We start from the raw sequence: 24333 nt of genomic DNA on the forward strand, positions 1-24333 counted from the left end.
GCGAGCCGTACGGACGGCTGTACGGGGCACCCACGCGCCGCTCAGCCCAGCAGCTCCACCTCCGCGAGGGCCCCCGGACCGTCGAACACCAGCCGGTAGTGGGGATAGGCCACCGGTCTCCCCTGCTCCGCGCCGACCGGGAACACCCGCAACTGCCGGTCCCACGCGAACGATTCACCCGCCCGGCGGTCCAGGATTCGCCAGCGCCGCCCGTCCGCCGAACCCTCCAGCGTCCAGCCGGTGGGCGCCCGCCCCCGGTCCGCCGAGGTCAGCGTGTACTGCGCGGCCCGCCTCGCCCCGGCCACCGGCAGCGCCAGCACTCCCACCTGGGCCGAGGTCGCCGAGGTGTCGTCGAACAGCGGACCCGTGCCCCGCTGGATGTCCGAACGGGGCGCGGGCGGCCGGTCGTCCCCGGTGATCGAGGCGGGCGCGGCGTCCGGCCCGGTGCCCCACGACGAGGGCTCCGGCCCCATCTCGAACTCCAGCACCCCGCCCCGCGCCAGCACCCCGTGCGGCAGCGCCGTCGAGTGCCACGGCCTCCCGTTGACCTTGAGCCCCCGCACATACACATTGCGCGCGCTGTTGCGCGGCGCCTTCACCACCAGCGTGCGGCCGTTGTCCATCCGCACCCGCGCCTCGGTGAACAGCGGCGACCCCACCGCGTACTCGTTCCCGCCGAGCACCAGCGGATAGAACCCCAGCGCGGAGAACAGGTACCAGGCCGACTGCTCGCCGTTGTCCTCGTCCCCGTGGTAGCCCTGGCCGATCCCCGACCCCGTGTACAGCCGGGCCAGCACCTCGCGGACCTTCTTCTGCGTCTTCCACGGCTGCCCTGCCGCGTCGTACATGTACAGCGTGTGGTGCGCCACCTGGTTGGAATGCCCGTACTGCCCCATCCGGACGTCCCGCGCCTCCGTCATCTCATGGATGACCGAACCGTACGAACCGGGGAACCGCGCCGTCTCCGGGGTGGCGAAGTACGTGTCCAGCTTGGCCGCGAGCGCGGCCCGGCCGCCGTACAGGTTCGCCAGCCCCCGGGAGTCCTGCGGCACCGTGAAGGCGTAGCCCCAGCCGTTGGTCTCGGTGTAGTCGTGGCCCCACACCCTCGGGTCGTAGCTCCGCGACGGCACCCGCCAGCGGCCCAGCCGGTCCCGCCCCTGGAAGAACCCGGCCTTCGCGTCGAAGAGGTTGACGTAGTCCCGGGCCCGGTCCAGGAAGTACTCCGCCTCCTCCCGGTAGCGCCGCTCACCGGTCCGCGCGTACAGCGCCCCGGCCATCCGCGCGATGCCGTGGTCGTTGACGTACCCCTCCATCGCCCAGGACAGCCCCTCCCTGGTGTCCGTCGCCGTGTACCCGAGATACGGCGAGGTCTCCATGCCCTTGCGGCCCACCCCCGGCATCGGCGGCACCACCGTCGCGTTCTTCAGCGCCGCCTCGTACGCGGCCCCCGCGTCGAAGCGGACCCCCTTCAGATGGGCGTCCGCGAACGCCACGTCCGAGGACGTGCCCGTCATCAGGTCCGCGTACCCCGGCGAGGACCACCGCGAGGTCCAGCCGCCGTCCTTGTACTGCTGCACGAACCCGTCCACCAGGGTGCCCGCGTGCCGCGGCGTCAGCAGCGCGTACGCCGGCCAGGTCGTGCGGTACGTGTCCCAGAAACCGTTGTTGACATACGGTCTGCCCTCGACGATCCGCGCCCCGGTACGGGTGGGCGTGTCCGGACCGGGCTGCGGCGAGAACGGCGACGCGTAGAGGAACCGCCGTCCGACCCGCTCGAAGCCCGAGTTCGGATACAGATACAGCCGGTACAGACCGGAGTACAGGGTCGTGAGCTGCTCCGGGGTCGCGCCCTCGACCTCCACCCGGCCCAGCAGCCGGTCCCAGCTCCGCCCCGCCGCCGCCCGCACCGCGCCGAACGGCATGCCCTCCGGGATCTCGCGGCGCAGATTGGCCTTCGCCTGCTCCACCCCGATCAGCGAGGTCGCCAGCCGCAGCGTGACCGTCCGGTCCCGGCCCGCGTCGAACCGCAGGAACCCGGCGACCTCTCCGCCCGCGTCGCTCCGCAGCCTGCCGCCGTCACGCACCGGCGCGTCGAACTCCCCGTACACGAACAGCCGTGTCGCCCCCGTCGACAGATCCGACCTCACATCGGAGAAGCCGGTCACCACCCCCCGCTCCTGGTCCAGGGTGAGCCCCGCCCGGTCGGAGATGTTGTCGAGGACGACGCTCGCGTCCGCACCGGGGAAGGTGAAGCGCAGCATCGCCGCGTGGTCCGTCGGCGTCATCTCCGCCCGCAGCCCGTTCTCGAACGTCACCGCGTAGTGATGCGGGCGCGCCGTCTCGTTCTCGTGCCGGAACGCCAGCGCGCGGGCCCGCCGCCCCGCGTCCGGGATGCCGGGCGCGGCCGACGGCATGATCTGGAACGTCTGCCGGTCACCCATCCACGGACTGGGCTCATGGCTGGCGCTGAACGCCTGGAGTCTCGGCAGATTGTCCGCGCCGTTCTTCCGCGCGTAGTCGTACAGCCAGCTCAGCGAGCCCGCGTCGGTCACCGGCGTCCAGAAGTTGAAACCGTGCGGCACGGCCGTCGCCGGAAAGGTGTTGCCACGCGAGTACGCCCGGCTGGAGTGGGTGCCCCGGACCGTGGAGACCCGCTCCGACGGCCGTACCCCGGCCGCCGCCACCGGTTCCGGCTCCGCGGTGCGCAGCGCGATGTCGTCGACCCAGCCCTGGAACCGCGCCGGACCGCCGGGCGCGTCGTACGCCACCAGCACCCTGTCCACCGTCCGGCCCCGCGCCACCGCGCCGATCCGCGCGACCACGTCGTTCCACTGGTTGACGTACAGCGACTTCGCCGCGCCCTGGCCCCGCGGGCTCAGCGGGAAGCCGTGCTGGTCGACCGCGCCGAGATCGCTCAAGTAGCCGCCGTCGGTGAACGCGAGGTCCACGGCCACATGGGTCGCCGCCCAGTCGGGGTCCCCGTCGGCCATCGCGGGGAAGACCCGGTAGGCCAGCTCCGTGTCCCGGCCGACGGCCACATCCACGTCGAAGACCTTGTGGTACGCGTACGCCCGTCCCTCGCCGCGGTGCCGCCCCGTGTAGGTGAGCGCTCTGGCCCCGGTGAAGCCGGCCCGGGCCTTGGCGGTGGGGGAGGCGGTCGGGCCCCGGTCGACCCGGGTCCGCATGTGCGGGATATCCGGGGAGCCGCCGTCGACACCGGAGGTCCGGCGTTCACCGGTGGCCGTGGTCTCGGCGGAGTCCAGCCAGTCCGGCGCGGGTTCACCGTTCTCGAAGGAGGACGCGAACCCCGCCGCGGGCCTGGGCGGTGGCGCCCCGGGCAGGGCTACGGCGGGGTCCGCCCGCCCCGGGGCCAGCAGCGCGAGGGCCGCCACGCCCACGATGAGGCCGTTACCTGATCCATGCCGCGTTCCACGCCGCATCCGAGTTCCCTCCGGGAAGTGGACAACGTTGTCAATTCCGTTGCGCAAGGAACAGTACTGCGGTAAGTGGCGTGAGGTGTCCAGGGTGTTGTCCGTGATGCCGTGGGGCGTACGGGGGGTTCGGCGCGCCGGGCCCGGGAGGTTCATCGGGTCATCGGATGTGCGGAAGCGAACGCGTCCCGCGGTGGTCGCGGGGAGGGCCCGGGGGAGGTCGGGCTATATATCCGTGAGGTCTCAACTAGGGAAAGACTGCCGCCCAAACCTGCATTCGATCTTGCCCGCGCGTCCTCAAGTGGACTATACCTGTGCGCGTCCGCAGCAGTTTCTGGCCGCGGGCCGACCGGGGGGGAAGAGGGGAACGCGGAACAGTGGTGTCAGGGGGCACCGGTACCGCACATTCCAGCCGATCCCGTGGTTTTCTGTTCGACCCCAGCTTCATCACACCGCGGTGCCGGGGAGGGTCCGGTTCACCGCCTGAGTCCTGGAGAAGGCGAGGACTTGAGCATGGGATCTTCCGCCCAGAACAAGCAGAACGGCGTCGGCCGCCGTGATCTGATCAAGCGGTCCGCTGCACTCGGCCTGGTGGCCGTGCCCACGATGAGCTTCCTGTCGGCCTGCGCGAGCGGCGACAGCGATTCGGGCAACAAGGTGGAAAAGGGCAAGAAGACGGAGAAGAACCCGCTTGGCGTGAACGAGAGCGCCCAGGTGGAATTCGTCCTCTTCGACGGTGGATTCGGCAAGGAGTACGCCGAGGACGCCAACAAGATCTACGAGAAGAACTTCCCCAAGGCCGGGAAGGTCAAGTTCACCACCACCCAGACGATCCAGCCCGTCCTCCAGCCCCGCTTCAACGGGGGCACCCCGCCGGACCTCATCGACAACTCCGGCAAGGACCAGATGGACATGGGGGTCCTGGTCGGCAAGAAGCAGCTGTCCGACCTCACCACCCTGCTCGACTCGGCGTCGTACGACGACCCGAACAAGAAGGTCCGCGACACCCTGCGGCCCGGCATCGTCGAGATGGGCCAGTTCGAGGGCGAGCAGGTCTGGATCCTCTACTACGCCTACACCCTGTACGGCGTCTGGTACTCGCAGAAGGCCCTCGACGGCCTGGACGAGACCTACCCCGAGACCTGGGACGACATGCTCAAGGTCTGCGAGAAGGCCAAGAGGAAGGGCATCGCGGGCTGGACCTACGCGGGCAAGCACCCGTACTACCTGCCGTTCTCGCTGTACCCGATGATCGCCAAGCGCGGTGGCCGCGAGGTCCTCGACGCGATCGACAACCTTGAGCCCAACGCGTGGAAGCACCCCGCGGTCAAGGAGTGTTTCGAGGCGTACTACGAGCTCTTCAAGAAGGGCTACATCCTCAAGGGCACCCCCGGTCTCGACCACATCCAGTCGCAGACCGAGTGGACCAAGGGGAAGGCGCTGTTCATCCCCAACGGCTCCTGGGTCGAGAACGAGGCCGCGTCCACCATGCCGAAGGACTTCGGTCTCACGGTTTCCGCCCCGACCGGTATCGACTCCTCCGACAAGATGCCCTTCGGGACCATCTGGGCGTCCGGCGGCGAGCCCTTCATCGTCCCCGCGAAGGCGAAGAACCCCGAGGGAGGCATGGAGCTCCTGCGCACCATGCTGAGCGAGGAGTCCTCCAAGAACTTCACCTCCAAGGTCAAGTCCCTGACCGCCTTCAACGGTGGCACCACGGGCATCGACCTCAGCCCGGGTCTCAAGGCGGGCGTGGCCGCGCTGGAGAAGGCCGGGGAGAACGTGGTGAACCCGCGTCTCCAGGACTGGTACGGGCAGCTCCAGCGTGAGCAGATCGGTGTCGCGGTGCTCAGCGGTCTGCTGGCCGGCAGCGTGACACCGGCCGAGGCCGTCAAGCGGATCCAGGACTTCGCCGACGCCACGGCCAAGGACGATTCGATCAAGCACTACAAGCACCAGTAAGCCATGGGTCACCAGCGGCGGCACCCGCGGAAAGATCGGGGTCGGTAGCAATGCAGCACGGTAAGTACCGGTTCATCGTGGGATTCCTAGTGATCCCGATGACGTTGTACACACTCTTCGTCATCTGGCCGTTCATCCAGTCCATCTTCTATTCCTTCACGAACTGGACCGGCCTGAGCCCGGACTTCGAGATGGTGGGCTTCGACAACTACAGCAGGATGTTCGAAGACGACATCTTCTGGAGATCGTTGCAGCACAGCATGTTGTTCGCGTTGCTGCTGCCGCTGGTGACACTCAGCCTGGCGCTTTTCTTCGCGTTTATGATCAACGTCGGAGGAAGGCGCCGCAAGGGCGGCCCCGTGGTCAGCGGGGTACGTGGCTCGGGCTTCTACAAGATCGTCTATTTCTTCCCGCAGGTCCTGTCGATCGCGATCGTCGCCCTGCTCTTCCAGTTCGCCTACAACCCGCAGAGCGGGGCCCTGAACTCCACTTTCAAGGCGATCGGACTCGACGACCTCCAGCCGGTGTGGCTGGGGGACCCGGATCTCGCGCTCTGGTGCGTGATGGCGGTACTCGTCTGGTCCACGGTCGGATTCTTCGTGGTCCTCTTCTCCGCCGGAATGGCGTCGATCCCGACCGAGCTGTACGAGGCCGCGCTGCTCGACGGCGCCAGCAGGATCACGACCTTCTTCAGGGTCACCCTGCCGCTGCTGTGGGACACGGTCCAGTCCGGCTGGGTCTACATCGGTGTCCTGGCGCTCGGCGCCGAGTCGTTCGCGGTCGTACAGATCATGACGATCGGCCCCGGCGGCCCGGACTACTCCACCACCGTCATGGTGCTGTACGTGTACCAGAAGGCGTTCCGTGACGGCCAGGCCGCCTACGCAACCACGATCGGTGTCGCTCTGCTCGTCGTGACCCTGGCCTTCGCGGCCATCGTGATGAAGCTGGGCCGGCGCGAGCGGCTGGAGTTCTGATGAAGACCACTGAGACCCCCACCGCCCCGGATGCCGTTCCCGCGCCCCGGGTCAGCAAGCAGGACGGACGCCCGCCGCGTCCGAAGGAGAAGTCCGAGGGCCAGGTCCTCAACGTCTTCTCGCACGGCATCCTGATCGTCTGGGCGATCCTGGTGGTGATGCCGCTGCTCTGGGCGGTGATGACCTCCTTCAAGGACGACGCGGCGATCTTCAACTCGCCCTGGTCGCTCCCGACCTCGCTGAACTTCGACAACTGGTCGAGGGCCTGGAGCCAGGCCCGTATGGCCGACTACTTCCTGAACACCATCATGGTGGTGGGCGGGTCGCTGATCGGCACCCTGGTCCTCGGTTCGATGGCGGCCTATGTGCTGGCCCGGTTCGAGTTCCCGGGGAACCGGTTCCTCTACTACCTGTTCGTCGGTGGTATGAGCTTCCCGGTGATGCTGGCCCTGGTGCCCCTGTTCTACGTCGTGAACAACATGGGGCTCCTGAACACCATCCACGGTCTGATCCTGGTGTACATCGCCTACTCACTGCCGTTCACGGTGTTCTTCCTGACCTCCTTCTTCCGCAGCCTGCCCAGTTCGGTGGCGGAGGCGGCGTTCGTGGACGGGGCCACCCACACCAGGACGTTCTTCCAGATCATGCTGCCGATGGCGCGGCCCGGTCTGATCAGCGTCGGCATCTTCAACTTCCTGGGCCAGTGGAACCAGTACATGCTGCCCACCGTGCTCAACAGCGACCCGGAGAACCGGGTGCTGACCCAGGGCCTGGTGCAGCTCTCCGTCTCGCAGGGCTACAAGGGTGACTGGTCCGGCCTCTTCGCCGGTCTCGTCATGGCGATGCTGCCGGTGCTCGCCGCGTACATCGTCTTCCAGCGCCAGGTGGTCTCCGGCCTCACGGCCGGCGCCCTGAAGTAACAAGCACCACTCCGGAAGGGGCCCGAGGCGCGAAGCCTTGGGCCCCTTCCGTCGTATCCGGCACGTACGACGCGTGGAACCGCGCACCCGTGGAACCCGCGGGTGAAGCGGGGGCGGACGAGGTCCGCCCCCGTGCGTCACACCCCGGAAGGGGTCGCGGGCCCGCATGTCGCGAGCTGCGCCTCCCAGGCGAGCCGCGCCGCCAGCGTCCGGTTGGGCGTGCCCAGCCGGTCCAGGATCGTCTGGACATGATCCTTGACGGTCGCGGTGCCGACGGAGAGGACCTCGGCGATCTCGGGGTTGGTCATTCCCTCGCTCATCAGCGTCAGCACCTCCTGCTGCCGGGGCGTCAGTCTCTCCCGGACCTCCTGGAGCGCGCGGTTGCCGTGCTCCCGCGCACCACCGCGCAGATAGCCCGTCACCACCGTCCGGGCGAGCTGCGCGGGCAGCGACCACCCTCCGGAGGCGACGGTTCTGACGGCATGGGCGAGCGCTGCCGCCCCGCCGTCACGGTCGGTGATGCCGAGTGCCCCGGCCTCCAGCAGCCCGTGCAGCGAGATCCGCTCCTGCGCGGGGATCAGCAGCAGCACGGGCGGGGTGCCCATCCGCCGCAGCCGTCCCAGCGCGGTGAGCACCTGATCATGCCCGCGCACACTGCCCAGCAGCACTACCTGCGGGCGAACATGGCGCAATTGCGCCGTCGCCTCATGCACCTTTCCGGAGACAGTGACCTTGATGTCCGCTTCAGTAGCTAAAACGGCTTCGATCCCTGCTCGATACACTTCGCTGTCGTCAAACAGCCCTATGTCGATCACGGCCCCCCCGGGTCTCATGAACGCATGTGTCCATACGTAGAACGTGGTCAGGTATACGTCTACACCACTGGAGTGACATTGCGCCCCACCGATCGGGGGGTGACCGGGGGATCGCCCCCGCCGATCGGTGGTGCCGGACCCTCTGGGCGACCCCAGCGAACCCCTGCCCACCCCCCGGCCTCCGAAGGGCGGAGGGGGTGCCATGTACGGGGCCGTCCGGTTCCCGTGGATCGCACCGAATTCCCCCGGACGGTCGTACAGGGGTGGGTATCAGCCGCGGACGGCGACCGGGCGGGTCCGCGCTGGACAAACCGGGGCGCCCGTGCTGTCCGGACCGCGCGACGGGTGCCGCGGGCCCGGGGCGGGTCCGGGAAGACCTCGCGGCAGCGGTCCGGGGGCCTTGGGGTACTTGATGCGATTCGTCACCGATTTCCCTCAAGGACTTGACTGCGGTAACCCGTTCGGCGGAGCTTGGTGTTCATGACTTGTACACAGCCCGGTTCCGCTTCACCGACCCGGGCACTGGGGCGGCGCACCGTGGCCGCCCCCGGGAAACAGGAGTGGATGGGCCGATGGAGACTCCGGGTTCGCAGTCGTCGTTGCACCGGGCCAATCTGGAACGCGTGGTCCGGGCCGTACGGCTGGCGGGCTCCCTCACCCAGGCGGAGATCGCCCGGGGCACAGGACTGTCGGCGGCGACCGTCTCGAACATCGTCCGCGAGCTGAAGGACCAGGGAAAGGTCCAGGTCACCCCCACCTCGGCGGGTGGCAGACGGGCCCGCAGCGTCTCCCTCAGCGGGGACGCGGGCATCGTCGTCGGGGTCGACTTCGGACACACCCACCTCCGGGTGGCGATCGGCAACCTCGCCCACCAGGTGCTCGCCGAGGAGTCCGAACCGGTGGACGTCGACGCCTCCGCACAGGACGGCTTCGACCGCGCGGAACGGCTGGTCGACCGGCTGATCGAGGCGGCCGGACTGGACCGCGCCAAGATCACCGGCCTGGGCCTCGGGGTCCCCGGCCCCATCGACCTGGTCACCGGCACCCTCGGGTCCACCTCGATACTGCCCGGCTGGGTCGGCACCAGGCCCGCCGAGGAACTGGGCGGCCGGCTCGGCATCCCCGTCCACGTCGACAACGACGCCAACCTCGGCGCCCTCGGCGAACTCGTCTGGGGCAGCGGGCGGGGCGTCAAGGACCTCGCGTACATCAAGGTCTCCAGCGGGGTCGGCGCCGGACTGGTGATCAACGGGGAGATCTACCGGGGCCCCGGCGGCACCGCCGGGGAGATCGGGCACATCACCCTCGACGAGTCCGGCCCGGTCTGCCGCTGCGGCAACCGCGGCTGCCTGGAGACGTTCACCGCCGCCCGCTACGTCCTTCCCCTGCTGCGCTCCAGCCACGGCCCCGACCTGACCATGGAGCGCGTCGTCAGGCTGGCCCGCGACGGCGACCCCGGATGCCGCCGGGTCGTCGCGGACGTCGGCCGCCACATCGGCACCGGGGTGGCGAGCCTGTGCAATCTGCTGAACCCGAGCCGGATCGTCATCGGCGGGGACCTCGCGGAAGCCGGTGAACTGCTGCTCGGCCCGGTACGCGAATCCGTCGGCCGGTACGCGATACCGAGCGCGGCACGGCAGCTCTCCGTACTGCCCGGCGCGCTCGGCGGCCGGGCCGAGGTGCTGGGCGCGCTCGTGCTGGCGCTCACCGAGATGGACGCGTCCACTCTTCTGGACGCGTCCGTTCCCGTGAACGGGCGGACCACTCCCGCCTTCACTTAGTTCACACATGGCACCGTTGTCGTCTCGTTAAGGCTTAACTCCTTGACGCTTGTGGTGGGGCCGAGTTGACTGCCAGCCACCTCGGCCGCAATGACGCGGCCCCGTCAGGGAGGTATCTGTGGTGAACACGCGTACGCGTCGGGCGGCCATGGCCGCTGTCGTCACGGCCGCGGCTGTCACACTGGCCGCCTGCGGCAGTGCCAAGGAATCCGGCCGTCAGTCCGACGGCAGCCGGAGCCCGAAGAAGAGCGACTCACTGAAGATAGGTCTGCTCCTGCCGGAGAACCAGACCGCCCGGTACGAGAAGTTCGACAAACCCCTCATCGAGAAGCGCGTCAAGGAACTCACCGACGGCAAGGCGGACGTCAGGTACGCCAACGCCAAGCAGGACGCCACCGTGCAGAACCAGCAGGTCGACACGATGATCACGAACAAGGTCGACGTGCTCGTCCTGGACGCCGTCGACTCCAAGGCCATCGCCGGGGCCGTCCGCAAGGCCAAGGAGGCGGACATCCCCGTCGTCGCCTACGACCGGCTGGCCGAGGGCCCGATCGACGCGTACACCTCCTTCGACAACGAGGAAGTGGGCCGCGTCCAGGGAAAGGCCCTGGTGGCGGCCCTCGGTGACAAGCCCAAGGACGGCCGGGTCGTCATGATGAACGGCTCCGTCACCGACCCCAACGCGGCCCTGTTCAAAGCGGGCGCCCACGAGGAACTCGACGGCAAGGTGACCATAGGCCGGGAGTTCGACACCAAGGAGTGGAAGCCGGAGAACGCCAACTCCAACATGGAGAGCGCCATCACCGCCCTCGGCAAGGGCGAGATCATCGGCGTCTACTCCGCCAACGACGGCATGGCCGGCGGCATCATCCAGGCCCTCAAGGCCGCCGGTGTCTCCCCACTGCCGCCGGTCACCGGCCAGGACGCCGAACTCGCCGGGGTCCAGCGCATCGTCGCCGGTGAGCAGTACATGAGCGTCTACAAGCCGTACGCGCCCGAGGCGGACGCCGCCGCCGAGATGGCCGTCGCCCTGGCCAGGGGCGAGAAGCTCGACACCCTCACCCAGGACACCGTCGACAGCCCCACCACCAAGGGCGTCCCGTCCGTCCTCGTCCCCGTCGTCGCGCTGACCAAGGACAACATCAAGGACACCGTCCTCAAGGACGGCGTCTACTCCGTCGCGGAGATCTGCACCGCCAAGTACCGGGCCGACTGCGACAAGCTCGGTCTGACGGACTGACCCGCCCCATGGCAGGCGGCCCACGGGCCGCGCGGGTCCCCGGCGGGACCCGCCCCCGTCCGGTGTCCCGTCACCGACGCCCCGCGAGCACGGACAGGGCACCGGACCACCCAGGGCCGCACGGCCACCGCACGAACCCGTCCTTCCCCTCAGCTCCGCGCCCGGCCCCCAAGGCGCGGTACCCCCGCCGGTCAGGCGGTGAAGGAGATGGTGCCACGTGTCCGCAACCCCCGTGCTGGCGCTGCGCGGGATCTCGAAACGCTTCGGAGCCGTCCAGGCGCTCACCGAGGTCGAACTAGAGGTCCACGCCGGTGAGGTGGTCGCCCTTGTCGGCGACAACGGCGCCGGGAAGTCCACCCTCGTCAAGGCGATCGCCGGGGTCCACCCCGTCGACGGCGGCGCCATCGAATGGCGTGGCGCCCCCGTCCGGATCGACAAGCCCCATGACACGCAGGAACTGGGCATCGCCACCGTCTACCAGGACCTCGCGCTCTGCGACAACCTCGATGTCGTCGGCAACCTCTTCCTCGGCCGGGAGCTGCGCCGGTACGCGGTCCTCGACGAGGTCGAGATGGAACGCCGCTCCCGTGAACTGCTGACCACCCTCTCCATCCGCATCCCGAGCGTCCGCATCCCGATCGCCTCGCTGTCCGGCGGCCAGCGCCAGACCGTCGCCATCGCCCGCTCACTGCTCGGGGACCCGGGCCTCGTCATCCTCGACGAGCCGACCGCCGCCCTCGGCGTCGAACAGACCGCGCAGGTGCTCGACCTGGTGGAACGGCTCCGCGAACGCGGCCTCGCGGTCATCCTGATCAGCCACAACATGGCCGACGTCAAAGCCGTCGCGGACCGGGTCGCCGTACTGCGGCTCGGCCGCAACAACGGCTTCTTCCCGATGGCCACCACCTCCCAGGAGGAGATCGTCTCCGCGATCACGGGCGCCACCGACAACGCGGTGACCCGGCGCGCGGCACGCGGCGAGGAGGCGGTCCGATGAGCACCGACAACCTGAACGGTCCGGCCCCCGACCCCGCCGCCGACCTGCGGAAGACCCCCGCCCCGGCGGACACCGCCACCCCGTCCGACGCCCCGGCCGCGGTGCTCACCCCGGTCGACGCGCCCGCGCCCGCCCGGGGCGCGGTGACCGTGACCGACCCCCGGCTGCTGGTCCGCGAACAGGGCTTCGGCGGCTACGCGGCGGAGTTCCGCCGACGGCTCGGCTCCGGCGAGCTGGGCTCCGTCCCCGTGGTCGTCGGGCTCGTCGTCATCTGGGCCGTCTTCCAGTCCCTCAACCCCGCCTTCCTCTCGGCGGAGAACCTCTCCAACATCTCCGTCGACATCGCCGGTACGGGCCTCATCGCCGTCGGCGTCGTCTTCGTCCTGCTGATCGGCGAGATCGACCTCGCGGTCGGCTCGGTCAGCGGACTGGCCGGCGCCGCCTTCGCGGTACTGAGCGTCAGCCACGGAATGCCCGAGTGGCCCGCGCTGATCCTCGCGATCCTCACCGGTACCGCCGCCGGGGCCGTCCACGGCTTCTTCTTCGCCCGGATCGGCGTACCCGCCTTCGTCGTCACCATGGCCGGGCTGCTCGCCTGGAACGGGCTCATGCTCCAGATCCTCGGCGCGAACGGCACCATCAACCTCGACGACGCCGGGCTCGTCGCCCAGCTCACCCGCTACTACTTCACCGACATCGCCGCCGCCTACGGGCTCGCGACCGTCGCCGTCGCCGGGTACTTCCTCTCCGCCCTGCACGCCGCCCGCAAACGCGACGCCGCGGGCATCCCCTCCCGGCCGCTGAGCGAGCTGGCGCTGCGCGCGGGCGTGCTGGCCGTGCTGTGCTACTCCGCCGCGTATCTGCTCAACCAGTACAAGGGGCTGCCGCTGGCCCTGGTGATCTTCGTGGGTGTGGTCGTCGTCACGGACCTCGTCCTGCGCCGCACGGCCTTCGGACGTCAGGTGTTCGCACTCGGCGGGAGCATCGAGGCGTCCCGGCGGGCGGGGATCGACGTCACCGCGGTCCGGATCACGGTCTTCGCGATCTCGGGGACGCTGGCCGCGATGGGCGGCCTCATGATCGCGTCGAAGATCGCCGCGGCGAACCAGGGCGCGGGGGCGGGTGACCTCCTGATGAGCTCGATCGCCGCCGCGGTGATCGGCGGGACGAGCCTGTTCGGGGGGCGGGGCCGGACCTGGTCCGCGCTGCTCGGCGTACTGGTGATCGTCTCCATCCAGAAGGGCCTCCAGCTGGAGTCCATCGCGGAACCGGTCAAGTACATGATCACGGGCGGCGTCCTCCTGGCGGCGGTCGTGATCGACTCGGTCTCCCGCCGCACCCAGAAGGCAGCGGGTCGCGTGTAGCTGACCTTCGAGGTACTCCCACCTGGACGTACCTGTCCCTGTGCGGGCCGTCCGGGGGTGCGCAGTTCCCCGCAGGTCGCCTTCGCTCGCGCCCCTGGGGTGCTGCCCCGTTGCGGTCGCTCTTCGGGTGCGGGGCCGTCCTCGCTTTTGCGCAGTTCCCCGCGCCCCTTTGGGGGCGCCACCTGGGGCTGTTCTCCGTCTGCGGGGACGGGGTTGAACCATCCTCCTCGTGCAGGCGCTCGGCTGCGGGAGGGGGTGGGCGGGAATCTCTGCTCGCAGACTCCGATGCTCTTCAGTCGGGCAAGGTCACGTCGTACCGAGCGTGTCGGATCGAGGACGGAGAATCCCGACCGGCCCCGCCCCGAAGAACAAGCAGAACGCGCCCCAAAGGGGCGCGGGGAACTGCGCAAAAGACGAGGGCGGACCCGCACCCGAAGGGCGACGGACCGGGGCAGCATCCAGGGGCGCGGGGAACTGCGCACCCCACGAGCGACGGCGCAGGAACGGAGTGCGTCCCGCCGGACGGACCTGGGAGGCGCAAGCGAAGGCGACCCGTGGGGAACTACGCGAAACCACCGAACCACGGCACAGGAACGGAGTACGTCCAGCCGGACGGACCCCGGAAGCGCAACCGAAGGGGCAACCCTTCGAACAAAGTACGACCGGAGGCGAAACCTCGGGGCGCAAGCGAAGGCGACCCGCGGGGAACATTAGACTCGACAGACCCGGCAAAGGTCGATGCTCTATTGCAAGGAGGCACGGGTGCCGTTGCTGACCCGCATCACGGGACCGCGCGATCTGGACCGGCTCACCCCGGATGAGCTGACCGAGCTCGCCGGAGAGATCCGGACCTTCCTGGTCGAGGCGGTGTCCAAGACCGGCGGCCACCTCGGCCCCAACCTCGGTGTGGTCGAGCTGACCATCGCCCTGCACAGAGTCTTCGAGTCGCCCAAGGACCGTGTCCTGTTCGACACCGGCCACCAGAGCTACGTCCACAAGCTTCTCACCGGCCGCCAGGACTTCAGCGGCCTGCGCGCCAAGGGCGGCCTGTCGGGCTACCCCTCCCGCGCGGAGTCCGAGCACGACGTCATCGAGAACAGCCACGCCTCGACCGTCCTCGGCTGGGCCGACGGCCTCGCCAAGGCGAACCAGGTCCTCGCCAAGGACGACCATGTCGTCGCCGTGATCGGTGACGGCGCGCTCACCGGCGGTATGGCCTGGGAGGCGCTGAACAACATCGCCGCCGCCAAGGACCGCCCCCTGGTCATCGTCGTCAACGACAACGAGCGCTCCTACGCGCCGACGATCGGCGGCCTCGCGGACCATCTGGCGACCCTGCGCACCACGGACGGCTACGAGCGCTTCCTGGCCCGCGGCAAGGACCTCCTGGAGCGCACCCCGGTCGTCGGCCGCCCCCTGTACGAGACGCTGCACGGCGCGAAGAAGGGCCTCAAGGACTTCATCGCCCCGCAGGGCATGTTCGAGGACCTGGGTCTCAAGTACGTCGGCCCCATCGACGGCCATGACATCGAGGCCCTGGAGTCCGCGCTGTCCCGCGCGAAACGGTTCGGCGGCCCCGTCATCGTGCACTGCCTCACCGAGAAGGGCCGGGGCTACCAGCCCGCCGAGGAGGACGAGGCGGATCGTTTCCACGGCATCGGCCCCATCCACCCCGACACGGGCCTGCCCATCGCCGCGGGCGGTATGGACTGGACGTCCGTCTTCGGCGAGGAGATGGTCAAGCTCGGTCACGAGCGGCCGGACATCGTCGCGATCACGGCGGCGATGCTCCAGCCGGTCGGCCTGAAGCGGTTCGCGCAGACGTTCCCCGACCGGGTGTACGACGTGGGGATCGCCGAACAGCACGCCGCGGTGTCCGCCGCCGGGCTGGCGACGGGCGGACTGCACCCCGTCTTCGCGGTGTACGCGACCTTTCTCAACCGGGCCTTCGACCAGCTCCTCATGGACGTCGCCCTGCACAAGTGCGGGGTCACCTTCGTCCTGGACCGGGCCGGGGTCACCGGTACCGACGGCGCCTCCCACAACGGTATGTGGGACATGTCGATCCTCCAGTGCGTCCCGAACGTACGGATCGCCGCGCCCCGGGACGCCGACCAGGTCCGGCTCCAGCTGCGCGAGGCCGTCGAGGTGGACGACGCCCCGACCGTCGTCCGCTACTCCAAGGGCGCCGTCGGCCCCGCCGTCCGCGCGCTGCGCAAGGTCGGCGGGATGGACGTGCTGCGCGAGCCGGGCGCCGACCGGCCCGATGTCCTGCTGGTCTCCGTCGGCGCGCTCGCGCCGATGTGCCTGGAGATCGCGGACCTGCTGGACAAGCAGGGCATCTCCACGACCGTGGTGGACCCCCGCTGGGTCAAGCCGGTGGACGAGGCGATGGCCCCGCTCGCGGAAGGCCACCGGGTCGTCGTCACCGTCGAGGACAACTCCCGCGCCGGAGGTGTCGGCTCCGCCGTCGCCCAGCATCTGCGGGACGCCGGTGTCGACGTACCGCTGCGTGACTTCGGTATCCCGCCGCGCTTCCTCGACCACGCCTCCCGCAAGGAGGTCATGGCGGAGATCGGGCTGACGGCCCCCGACATCGCCCGCCAGGTCACCGGTCTGGTGGCCCGGCTCGACGGCCGCTACGAAGGTGCCACCGCCGGAGCCGTGGAGAGCGCCCGCGACTGACCCGAGCCGCGTACACGGGCCGGTGCCTTCCCCGCCAGGGGCAGGGCACCGGCCCGTATCCGTACCCGCCCACCCCGTACGGGTGAACCCCCGCGCGCCGGAGCTTGACCACTGGCAGCCCTCTCGATCATGTCGGGGACGACAAGCGTGGGAGGTACGTCTGTGAGCAGCACTCTCTTCCGGACGAAGACCGTCGAACAGTCCATCCAGGACACCGAGGAACCGGAACACGCGCTCAAGAAATCGCTGTCCGCCCTCGACCTGACCGTGTTCGGTGTCGGCGTCATCATCGGGACGGGCATCTTCGTCCTGACCGGGAAGATCGCCAAGGAGAACGCGGGCCCCTCGGTCGCCCTCAGCTTCGTCGTCGCGGGCGTCGTGTGCGCCCTCGCGGCCCTGTGCTACGCCGAGTTCGCGTCGACGGTCCCGGTCGCCGGGTCGGCGTACACCTTCTCGTACGCGTCGCTGGGGGAGTTCCCCGCCTGGCTCATCGGCTGGGACCTGATCCTGGAGCTGGCGCTGGGCTGTGCGGTGGTCGCGGTCGGCTGGTCCGGGTACATCCAGTCGCTGCTGGACAGCGCGGGTCTGCGTATGCCGCAGCCGCTGTCCGGGACGCACGGCGGGGAGTTCGGCTTCGATCTGCTGGCCTGTCTGCTGGTGCTCGCCCTGACCTGCGTCCTGGTGGTGGGTATGAAGCTGTCGTCACGGGTCACCGGGGTGGTCGTGGCGATCAAGGTCACGGTCGTCCTGATCGTCATCGTCGTCGGCGCCTTCTTCATCACCGGCTCCAACTACGACCCGTTCATCCCGCCGGCCGAGCACACCAGTGGCAGTTCCGACATCACCGCGCCGCTGATCCAGCTGATGTTCGGCTACACCCCGACCAACTTCGGGGTGATGGGCATCTTCACCGCCGCGGCCGTGGTGTTCTTCGCGTTCATCGGCTTCGACATCGTCGCCACCGCTGCCGAGGAGACCCGCAACCCGCAGCGGGACGTGCCCCGCGGCATCCTCGGCTCGCTGCTGATCTGCACGGTCCTCTACGTCGCCGTGTCCATCGTCGTCACCGGGATGCAGAAGTACACGGACCTGACGGTCGACGCCCCCCTGGCGGACGCCTTCAAGGCCGTGGGGCACCCCTTCTGGGCGGGTCTGATCAGCTTCGGGGCCGCGGTCGGCCTCACCTCGGTCTGCATGATCCTGCTGCTCGGGCAGACCCGGGTTTTCTTCGCGATGAGCCGGGACGGGCTGATCCCGCAGACCTTCTCCAAGGTGCACCCCCGCTTCGGCACCCCGTACCGTTCGACGATCCTCCTCGGGGGCGTCGTGGCGATCGTCGCGGGCTTCACCTCGATCAGCGAACTCGCCGAACTGGTCAACATCGGCACCCTGTCCGCGTTCGTCGTGGTCGCCGCGGGCATCATCCTGCTCCGGCGCAGCCGGCCCGATCTGCACCGCGCGTTCCGCACCCCGCTGGTCCCCTGGATTCCCGCGCTGTCCATCCTGGCCTCGCTGTGGCTGATGCTGAACCTGCCCGCCGAGACCTGGCTCCGCTTCGGCGCCTGGATGGTCATCGGCGTGGTCGTCTACTTCTTCTACGGCCGTCATCACAGCCGCCTCGGCAAGGGCATGCCGCGCCGTCCCACCCCACCGGCCAAGGGCGACGACAGCCAGATCCCGTACCCGTGACCGCAGGAACAGCCCTGTGGACAACCTCCCGGGACGCCCCGCCGGACGCGATGATAGGTGTTCCGGTCCGGCGCGCGGCACCGGGCGGCCGGGGAAGGGAGCATGTGCGGCGGATGACGACACTGCTGATCGTGGACGGGGCGAACGTCGTGGGGTCGGTGCCCGACGGCTGGTGGAAGGACCGCAGGGCCGCCGCCGAGCGGCTGCGCGACCGGCTGGCCCGGCAGGCGGCGGAGGGCGTCGAGGGGCTGCCGGGGCCGGTCGAGATCGTGCTGGTCGTCGAGGGCGCCGCCAAGGGGGTCGCGCCGGTCCCCGGGGTCCGGGTGGACGAGGCGCCGGGCAGCGGGGACGACCGGATCGTGGAGCTCGCCGCCGGGGCGCGGAGCGCGCCGGGGGAGTGCGTGGTGGTCACTGCCGACCGTGAGCTGAGGGAGCGGGTGAGCGCGGTGGGAGCCCGTACGGTCGGCCCCCGCACGGTGTACGGATAGGCCCCGGGCGGCGCGGGGACAGCCGCGGGCGGTGTACGAGTGATGGGCCGGGCGGTGCACGGACGGGTCCCGGGCGGCGTACGGACAGGTCCCGGGCCGGGGCAGCCGCCGCCCCGCCCCCGGGCATGCGCCAGGGGCGGCACGGAGACCCCGTACCGCCCCTGCCACGGCGTGTCCGCCGGTGTCCGCCGGTCGTCCGTCCGGTCCGCTACTCGGGGACGCTCGCCAGGCCCGGCGCCAGGAACGGCTTGCCGTTGACCCGCTCGCTGACGCCCGCGCGGTCCAGGTACGGGGTGATGCCGCCCAGATGGAAGGGCCAGCCCGCGCCGGTGATCAGGCACAGGTCGATGTCCTGCGCCTCGGCGACGACACCCTCGTCCAGCATGAGCCCGATCTCCTGGGCCACCGCGTCCAGGACCCGCGCCCGCACCTGCTCCTCGGTCAGCACGGTGTCGCCCTGCACCAGCAGCGCGGCGACCTCGGGGTCCAGCTCCGGGGTGCCGGAGTCATGGACGTAGAAGCCGCGCTTGCCCGCCTTGACCACGGCGGCCAGGTTCGGGGAGACGGTGAAGCGGTCGGGGAACGCGCGGTTCAGCGTCTCGGAGACATGCAGACCGATCGCGGGTCCGACCAGCTCCAGCAGGACCAGCGGCGACATCGGCAGCCCCAGCGGCTCGACGGCCTTCTCCGCCGCGACGACGGGCGTGCCCTCGTCGATGACGTTCTGGATCTCGCCCATGAAGCGCGTCAGGATGCGGTTCACCACGAACGCCGGGGCGTCCTTGACCAGTACCGCGGTCTTCCGCAGCTTCTTCGCCACGGCGAACGCGGTGGCCAGCGAGGCGTCGTCCGTCTGCTCGCCGCGCACGATCTCCAGCAGCGGAAGGATCGCCACCGGGTTGAAGAAGTGGAAGCCCACGACCCGCTCGGGGTGCTTCAGCCCGGCCGCCATCTCGCTCACGGAGAGGGACGAGGTGTTCGTCGCGAGGATCGCGTGCGCCGGGACGACGGCCTCGACCTCGGCGAACACCCGCTGCTTGACGCCGATCTCCTCGAACACGGCCTCGATGACGAAGTCCGCGTCGGAGAAGCCCTCCGCCTTGTCCAGCACCCCGCTGACCAGGCCCTTGAGCCGGTTGGCCTTGTCCTGGTTCACGCGGCCCTTGAGCAGCAGCTTGTCGATCTCGGCGTGGACGTAACCGACGCCCTTGTCGACCCGCTCCTGGTCGATGTCGGTCAGCACGACCGGCACCTCAAGGCGGCGCAGGAACAGCATCGCGAGCTGCGAGGCCATCAGGCCCGCGCCCACCACACCGACCTTGGTGACGGGCCGCGCGAGGCTCCTGTCGGGGGCGCCGGCGGGCCGCTTGGCGCGCTTCTGCACCAGGTTGAACGCGTAGAGCCCGGCGCGCAGTTCCCCGCCCATGATCAGATCCGCGAGGGCCTGGTCCTCGGCGTCGAACCCGGCCTGGAGGTCACCGTCCTTGGCGGCGGCGATGATGTCGAGCGCGCGGTACGCGGCGGGCGCCGCCCCGTGCACCTTGGAGTCCGCGACGGACCGGCCCCGGGCCACGGCCCGGTCCCATCCCTCGCCGCGGTCCACCTCGGGCCGCTCCACGGTGACCGAGCCGTTCAGCACCCCGGCGGTCCAGACCAGCGACCGCTCCAGGAAGTCGGCGCCGTCGAAGAGGGCGTCGGCGATCCCCAGCTCGAAGACCTGGGCGCCCTTGAGCTGGCGGTTCTGGTTGAGCGAGTTCTCGACGATCACCGAGACGGCCTTGTCCGCGCCGATCAGGTTCGGCAGCAGCGCGCAGCCGCCCCAGCCGGGTACCAGCCCGAGGAAGACCTCCGGCAGCGAGAACGCGGGCACCGCCCGGGAGACGGTGCGGTACGAGCAGTGCAGCCCGGCCTCGACCCCGCCGCCCATCGCCGCGCCGTTGTAGTACGCGAACGTGGGGACGGCGAGGGAGGCGAGGCGCTTGAAGACATCGTGGCCGCCCTTGCCGATGGCGAGCGCGTCCTCGTGCCGCTTCAGCAGCTCGACACCCTTGAGGTCGGCGCCGACGGCGAAGATGAACGGCTTGCCGGTGAGCCCGGCACCGACGATCGTCCCGGCGGTGGCCTCCTGCTCGACCTGGTCGAGCGCGGCGTCCAGATTGGCCAGCGACTGCGGGCCGAAGGTGGTCGGCTTGGTGTGGTCGAAGCCGTTGTCCAGGGTGATCAGCGCGAACCGGCCGGCACCGTCGGGCAGCTCCAGATGACGGACGTGCGCCTGGGTGACGACCTCGTCCGGGAACAGTTCGGCCGCGCCCTTGAGCAGTTCGGTGGTGGACGTGCTCACTTGGTGCCTCCGTCGAAGTGCGGGTTCTCCCAGACGACCGTCGCGCCCATGCCGAAGCCGACGCACATGGTGGTGAGGCCGTAACGGACCTCGGGCTGCTCCTCGAACTGCCGGGCGAGCTGGGTCATCAGCCGGACCCCGGAGGACGCCAGCGGGTGCCCGTAGGCGATGGCGCCGCCGTACTGGTTGACCCGGCTGTCGTCGTCGGCGATGCCGTAGTGGTCGAGGAAGGCGAGCACCTGCACGGCGAACGCCTCGTTGATCTCGAACAGTCCGATGTCGGAGATCGACAGGCCCGCCTGGGCGAGCGCCTTCTCGGTCGCCGGGATCGGTCCGTACCCCATCACCTCGGGCTCGACACCGGCGAAGGCGTACGACACCAGCCGCATCCGGACCGGCAGGTCATGGGCGCGCGCGAAGTCCTCGGCGGCGATCAGCGAGGCGGTGGCGCCGTCGTTCAGCCCGGCCGCGTTGCCCGCGGTGACCCGCCCATGGGTACGGAACGGGGTCTTCAGACCGGCCAGCGTCTCCAGGGTGGTCCCGGGCCGCATCGGCTCGTCCTGGGTGGCGAGCCCCCAGCCGGTCTCCCCGGCCTCCGGGCTGGTCCGCCGTACCGAGACCGGCACCAGGTCCTGCTGGATCTTGCCGTCGGCGTACGCCTTGGCGGCCTTCTCCTGCGAGCGCACCGCGTACTCGTCGGCCCGCCGCTTGGTGAGATGCGGGAACCGGTCGTGCAGGTTCTCCGCGGTCATCCCCATGAACAGCGCCGACTCGTCGACCAGCTTCTCGCTGACGAACCGGGGGTTCGGGTCGACGCCCTCACCCATCGGGTGCCGCCCCATGTGCTCGACACCACCGGCCACGACGATGTCGTACGCGCCGAAGGCGATCGATCCGGCGGTGCTCGTGACGGCCGTCAGCGCGCCCGCGCACATCCGGTCGATCGAGTACCCGGGTACGGACTGCGGCAGGCCCGCGAGGATGCCGGCGGTACGGCCGAGGGTCAGCCCCTGGTCACCGATCTGGGTGGTGGCCGCGATCGCCACCTCGTCGATCTTCGCCGGGTCGAGGCCCGGGTTGCGGCGCAGCAGCTCCCGGATCGCCTTCACGACGAGGTCGTCGGCCCGGGTCTCGTGGTAGATGCCCTTCGGGCCCGCCTTGCCGAACGGGGTACGGACACCGTCGACAAAGACGACATCCCTGACGGTACGAGGCACGATGGCTCTCCTCCAGACGCGAACTGGCACGACACGGCCCACCTCGCCGAAGGCACCGGCGCACCGCGGTACCCACATGCTACTTGCGGGTAACCAGACTGCCCAGTCCCCCCGCCGCGAGCGGCGTACATCACACCGGCCCCCGCGCGGGGCGGACGCGCCGGAGCGGGTGCGTCGGTGCCGGTGCGCCGGAGCGGCGAGGTGGCCGCTCCGGGACAGGCCCGCTCCGGCAGGTGTGCCGTGTCCGGCAGTGCGTCCGGTCAGGGATGCGTCAGTTCCGGCGGGTGCGTCCGGTCAGGGATGCGCCGCCAGCGACTCCGTCAGCACCGGGGTGACCTGTTCGACCTGCCACTCGCGGGCGCCCAGCGCCCGCAGCGCGTCGCCCACCGACTCCACCGACACGACCACGGGCGGCTCCCAGCACACCCGGCGCACCGTGTCCGGGGCGATCAGGTTCTCCTGGGGCATCCCGAGCCGCTCGGCCACCTCCGACACCCCGGCCCGCGCCGCGGACAGCCGCGCCGCCGCGGCGGGGTCCTTGTCCGCCCAGGCCCGCGGCGGCGGCGGTCCGGCCACTGTCAGGCCAGGCTGCGGCAGCTGTGTCTCGGGCAGCGCCCGGGCCCGCTCCACCGCGGCCTGCCACTGTTCGAGCTGCCTGCGCCCGGTCCGGCTGCCGAACCCGGGCAGCGCCCCGAGCGCCCGTACGGTCAGCGGCAGCGCGAGCGCGGCCTCCACGATCGCGGTGTCGCCCAGCACCTTCCCGGGCGACACGTCCCGCCGCTGGGCGATCCGGTCCCGCGCCTCCCACAGCTCCCGGACGACCGCCATCTGACGGCGCCGCCGCACCTTGTGCATGCCGGAGGTCCGCCGCCAGGGGTCCTTGCGCGGGGGCGCGGGCGGGGCGGTGGCGATCGCGGCGAACTCCTGGCGCGCCCAGTCGAGTTTGCCCTGGCGCTCCAGCTCCTCCTCCAGGGCGTCCCGCAGATCGACCAGCAGCTCCACGTCCAGCGCGGCGTAACGGAGCCAGGGCTCGGGCAGCGGGCGGGTGGACCAGTCGACGGCGGAGTGGCCCTTCTCCAGGACGTAGCCGAGGACGCCCTCGACCATCGCGCCGAGTCCGACCCGGGGGAATCCGGCGAGCCTGCCCGCCAGCTCCGTGTCGAACAGCTCGGTCGGCCGCATGCCTATTTCCCGCAGGCACGGCAGATCCTGGGTCGCGGCGTGCAGCACCCACTCGGTGCCGTCGAGCGCGTCCCCGAGCGCGGTGAGATCGGGGCAGGCCACCGGGTCGATGAGCGCGGTCCCGGCGCCCGCGCGGCGCAGCTGCACGAGATAGGCGCGCTGCCCGTAGCGATAGCCGGACGCGCGTTCCGCGTCGACCGCGACGGGTCCGCTGCCCGCCGCGAAGGCGGCGATCACGTCCGCCAGGGCGCCCTCGTCGGCGACGACCGGCGGAACACCCTCGCGCGGCTCCAGCAGCGCGATCGGTGCTCCGTCCTCGGTGACGCCGGTGACGCCGTCGTCCGGAGGGGCGCCCCCGGTGGTTCGCAGTGATGTGTCTGCTGCGGTCTCTTGGGCGTCTGTCACCTGTCAAGGGTACTTGCGAAAACACCGCGCCCGCCGACGGAACGTTCCGTCGGCGGGCGCGGTGCGGGTGAGAAGGGTCAGTGGATGATCCCCGTACGCAGGGCCACGGCCACCATCCCGGCACGGTCGCCCGTGCCGAGCTTGCGGGCGATCCTGGCGAGGTGGCTCTTCACGGTCAGGGCGGACAGGCCCATCGAGACGCCGATGGCCTTGTTGGACTGGCCTTCGGCGACCAGCCGCAGCACCTCGACCTCGCGTCCGGACAGTTCTCGGTAGCCACCCGGGTGGCTCGGGGCACCCGGGGGGCGACGGTGCATACGGGCCGCGGCGGACCCGATCGGAGCGGCACCCGGCCGGGTGGGGAGCCCGACATTGGTACGGGTGCCGGTGACGACATAGCCCTTGACGCCGCCCGCGAGGGCGTTGCGGACGGCGCCGATGTCATCGGCGGCCGAAAGGGCGAGGCCGTTGGGCCAGCCCGCGGCACGGGTCTCGGAGAGAAGGGTGAGGCCGCTGCCGTCGGGAAGATGGACGTCGGCGACGCAGATGTCTCGGGGATTGCCGATACGGGGCCGGGCCTCGGCGATGGACGACGCCTCGATGACATCGCGCACCCCGAGCGCCCACAGGTGGCGGGTGACGGTGGAGCGGACGCGCGGGTCGGCCACGACGACCATGGCGGTCGGCTTGTTCGGACGGTAGGCGACCAGGCTTGCGGGCTGCTCAAGGAGAACGGACACAAGGCCCTCCTGGGGTGGCGGGACGGGGCCGGCTCTGGGGATGAAGCCGGGACGAACCGTGCTTTCAAGGTCACAGACCTCTTCGGCATCAAACCCGGT

Annotated in this window: 16 protein-coding genes; 10 read left to right on the forward strand and 6 right to left on the reverse strand. The window is 70.3% G+C overall.

All coding sequences use genetic code 11. From position 1 onward, the window contains the following. Positions 1 to 41: 41 nt before the first annotated feature. A complete protein-coding gene (locus AB852_RS18325; protein WP_073789645.1) occupies positions 42 to 3440 on the reverse strand; it encodes a GH92 family glycosyl hydrolase in 3399 nt (1132 codons plus the stop codon). Between the two features lie 504 nt (positions 3441 to 3944). Here AB852_RS18325 and ngcE point away from each other — a divergent pair. The 3 genes from ngcE to AB852_RS18340 are packed head-to-tail and all read left to right on the forward strand — an operon-like array spanning position 3945 to position 7290. Continuing rightward, positions 3945 to 5393 (forward strand): N-acetylglucosamine/diacetylchitobiose ABC transporter substrate-binding protein, encoded by a 1449-nt coding sequence (gene ngcE, locus AB852_RS18330; RefSeq protein ID WP_073789647.1) that lies wholly within the window; start codon positions 3945 to 3947, stop codon positions 5391 to 5393. A gap of 50 nt (positions 5394 to 5443) precedes the next feature. Beyond that, a complete protein-coding gene (locus AB852_RS18335) occupies positions 5444 to 6370 on the forward strand; it encodes a carbohydrate ABC transporter permease (RefSeq protein WP_073789650.1) in 927 nt (308 codons plus the stop codon). Continuing rightward, positions 6370 to 7290, forward strand: coding sequence for a carbohydrate ABC transporter permease (locus AB852_RS18340; protein ID WP_073789655.1), 921 nt, complete (start codon positions 6370 to 6372; stop codon positions 7288 to 7290). The genes AB852_RS18335 and AB852_RS18340 overlap by 1 nt, the downstream gene beginning before the upstream one ends. 137 nt (positions 7291 to 7427) lie before the next feature. Here the strand turns inward: AB852_RS18340 and AB852_RS37910 are convergent, their stop codons facing one another. Further along, a complete protein-coding gene (locus AB852_RS37910; protein ID WP_178391054.1) occupies positions 7428 to 8072 on the reverse strand; it encodes a response regulator transcription factor in 645 nt (214 codons plus the stop codon). Between the two features lie 605 nt (positions 8073 to 8677). Between AB852_RS37910 and AB852_RS18350 the strand changes: the two genes are divergently transcribed. From AB852_RS18350 to AB852_RS18380, 7 genes are all read left to right on the forward strand, one after another. Further along, positions 8678 to 9886, forward strand: coding sequence for an ROK family transcriptional regulator (locus AB852_RS18350; RefSeq protein ID WP_073789660.1), 1209 nt, complete (start codon positions 8678 to 8680; stop codon positions 9884 to 9886). Positions 9887 to 10007: 121 nt separating this feature from the next. Beyond that, positions 10008 to 11126, forward strand: coding sequence for an ABC transporter substrate-binding protein (locus tag AB852_RS18355; protein ID WP_245876823.1), 1119 nt, complete (start codon positions 10008 to 10010; stop codon positions 11124 to 11126). Positions 11127 to 11343: 217 nt separating this feature from the next. After that, positions 11344 to 12123 (forward strand): ATP-binding cassette domain-containing protein, encoded by a 780-nt coding sequence (locus AB852_RS18360; protein ID WP_073789664.1) that lies wholly within the window; start codon positions 11344 to 11346, stop codon positions 12121 to 12123. Continuing rightward, complete coding sequence (locus AB852_RS18365; protein ID WP_079184740.1) at positions 12120 to 13487, forward strand: sugar ABC transporter permease; 1368 nt, start codon at positions 12120 to 12122, stop codon at positions 13485 to 13487. Before AB852_RS18360 ends, AB852_RS18365 begins: the two co-directional genes overlap by 4 nt. A 762-nt stretch (positions 13488 to 14249) precedes the next feature. Further along, on the forward strand, positions 14250 to 16172 hold the full coding sequence (gene dxs, locus AB852_RS18370) for a 1-deoxy-D-xylulose-5-phosphate synthase (RefSeq protein ID WP_073789667.1): 1923 nt from the start codon (positions 14250 to 14252) through the stop codon (positions 16170 to 16172). 129 nt (positions 16173 to 16301) lie between these two features. After that, positions 16302 to 17861, forward strand: a complete 1560-nt coding sequence (locus AB852_RS18375) for an amino acid permease (RefSeq protein ID WP_073789670.1) — start codon at positions 16302 to 16304, stop codon at positions 17859 to 17861. A gap of 113 nt (positions 17862 to 17974) precedes the next feature. After that, positions 17975 to 18349, forward strand: a complete 375-nt coding sequence (locus AB852_RS18380; protein ID WP_073789672.1) for a PIN domain-containing protein — start codon at positions 17975 to 17977, stop codon at positions 18347 to 18349. Between the two features lie 208 nt (positions 18350 to 18557). Here AB852_RS18380 and AB852_RS18385 read toward each other — a convergent pair whose 3' ends face one another. From AB852_RS18385 to AB852_RS18400, 4 genes are all read right to left on the reverse strand, one after another. Further along, on the reverse strand, positions 18558 to 20690 hold the full coding sequence (locus AB852_RS18385; protein WP_073789674.1) for a 3-hydroxyacyl-CoA dehydrogenase NAD-binding domain-containing protein: 2133 nt from the start codon (positions 20688 to 20690) through the stop codon (positions 18558 to 18560). Continuing rightward, entirely contained in the window at positions 20687 to 21907 is a 1221-nt protein-coding gene (locus AB852_RS18390; RefSeq protein ID WP_073789676.1) for a thiolase family protein, read from the reverse strand. Before AB852_RS18390 ends, AB852_RS18385 begins: the two co-directional genes overlap by 4 nt. 294 nt (positions 21908 to 22201) lie before the next feature. Further along, complete coding sequence (locus AB852_RS18395) at positions 22202 to 23494, reverse strand: ribonuclease D (RefSeq protein ID WP_073789678.1); 1293 nt, start codon at positions 23492 to 23494, stop codon at positions 22202 to 22204. 77 nt (positions 23495 to 23571) lie between these two features. Next, on the reverse strand, positions 23572 to 24234 hold the full coding sequence (locus tag AB852_RS18400) for a response regulator transcription factor (protein WP_030687574.1): 663 nt from the start codon (positions 24232 to 24234) through the stop codon (positions 23572 to 23574). Positions 24235 to 24333 lie beyond the last annotated feature (99 nt).

The organism is Streptomyces uncialis, from assembly GCF_001905345.1.
Classification (GTDB): Bacteria; Actinomycetota; Actinomycetes; order Streptomycetales; family Streptomycetaceae; genus Streptomyces; species Streptomyces uncialis.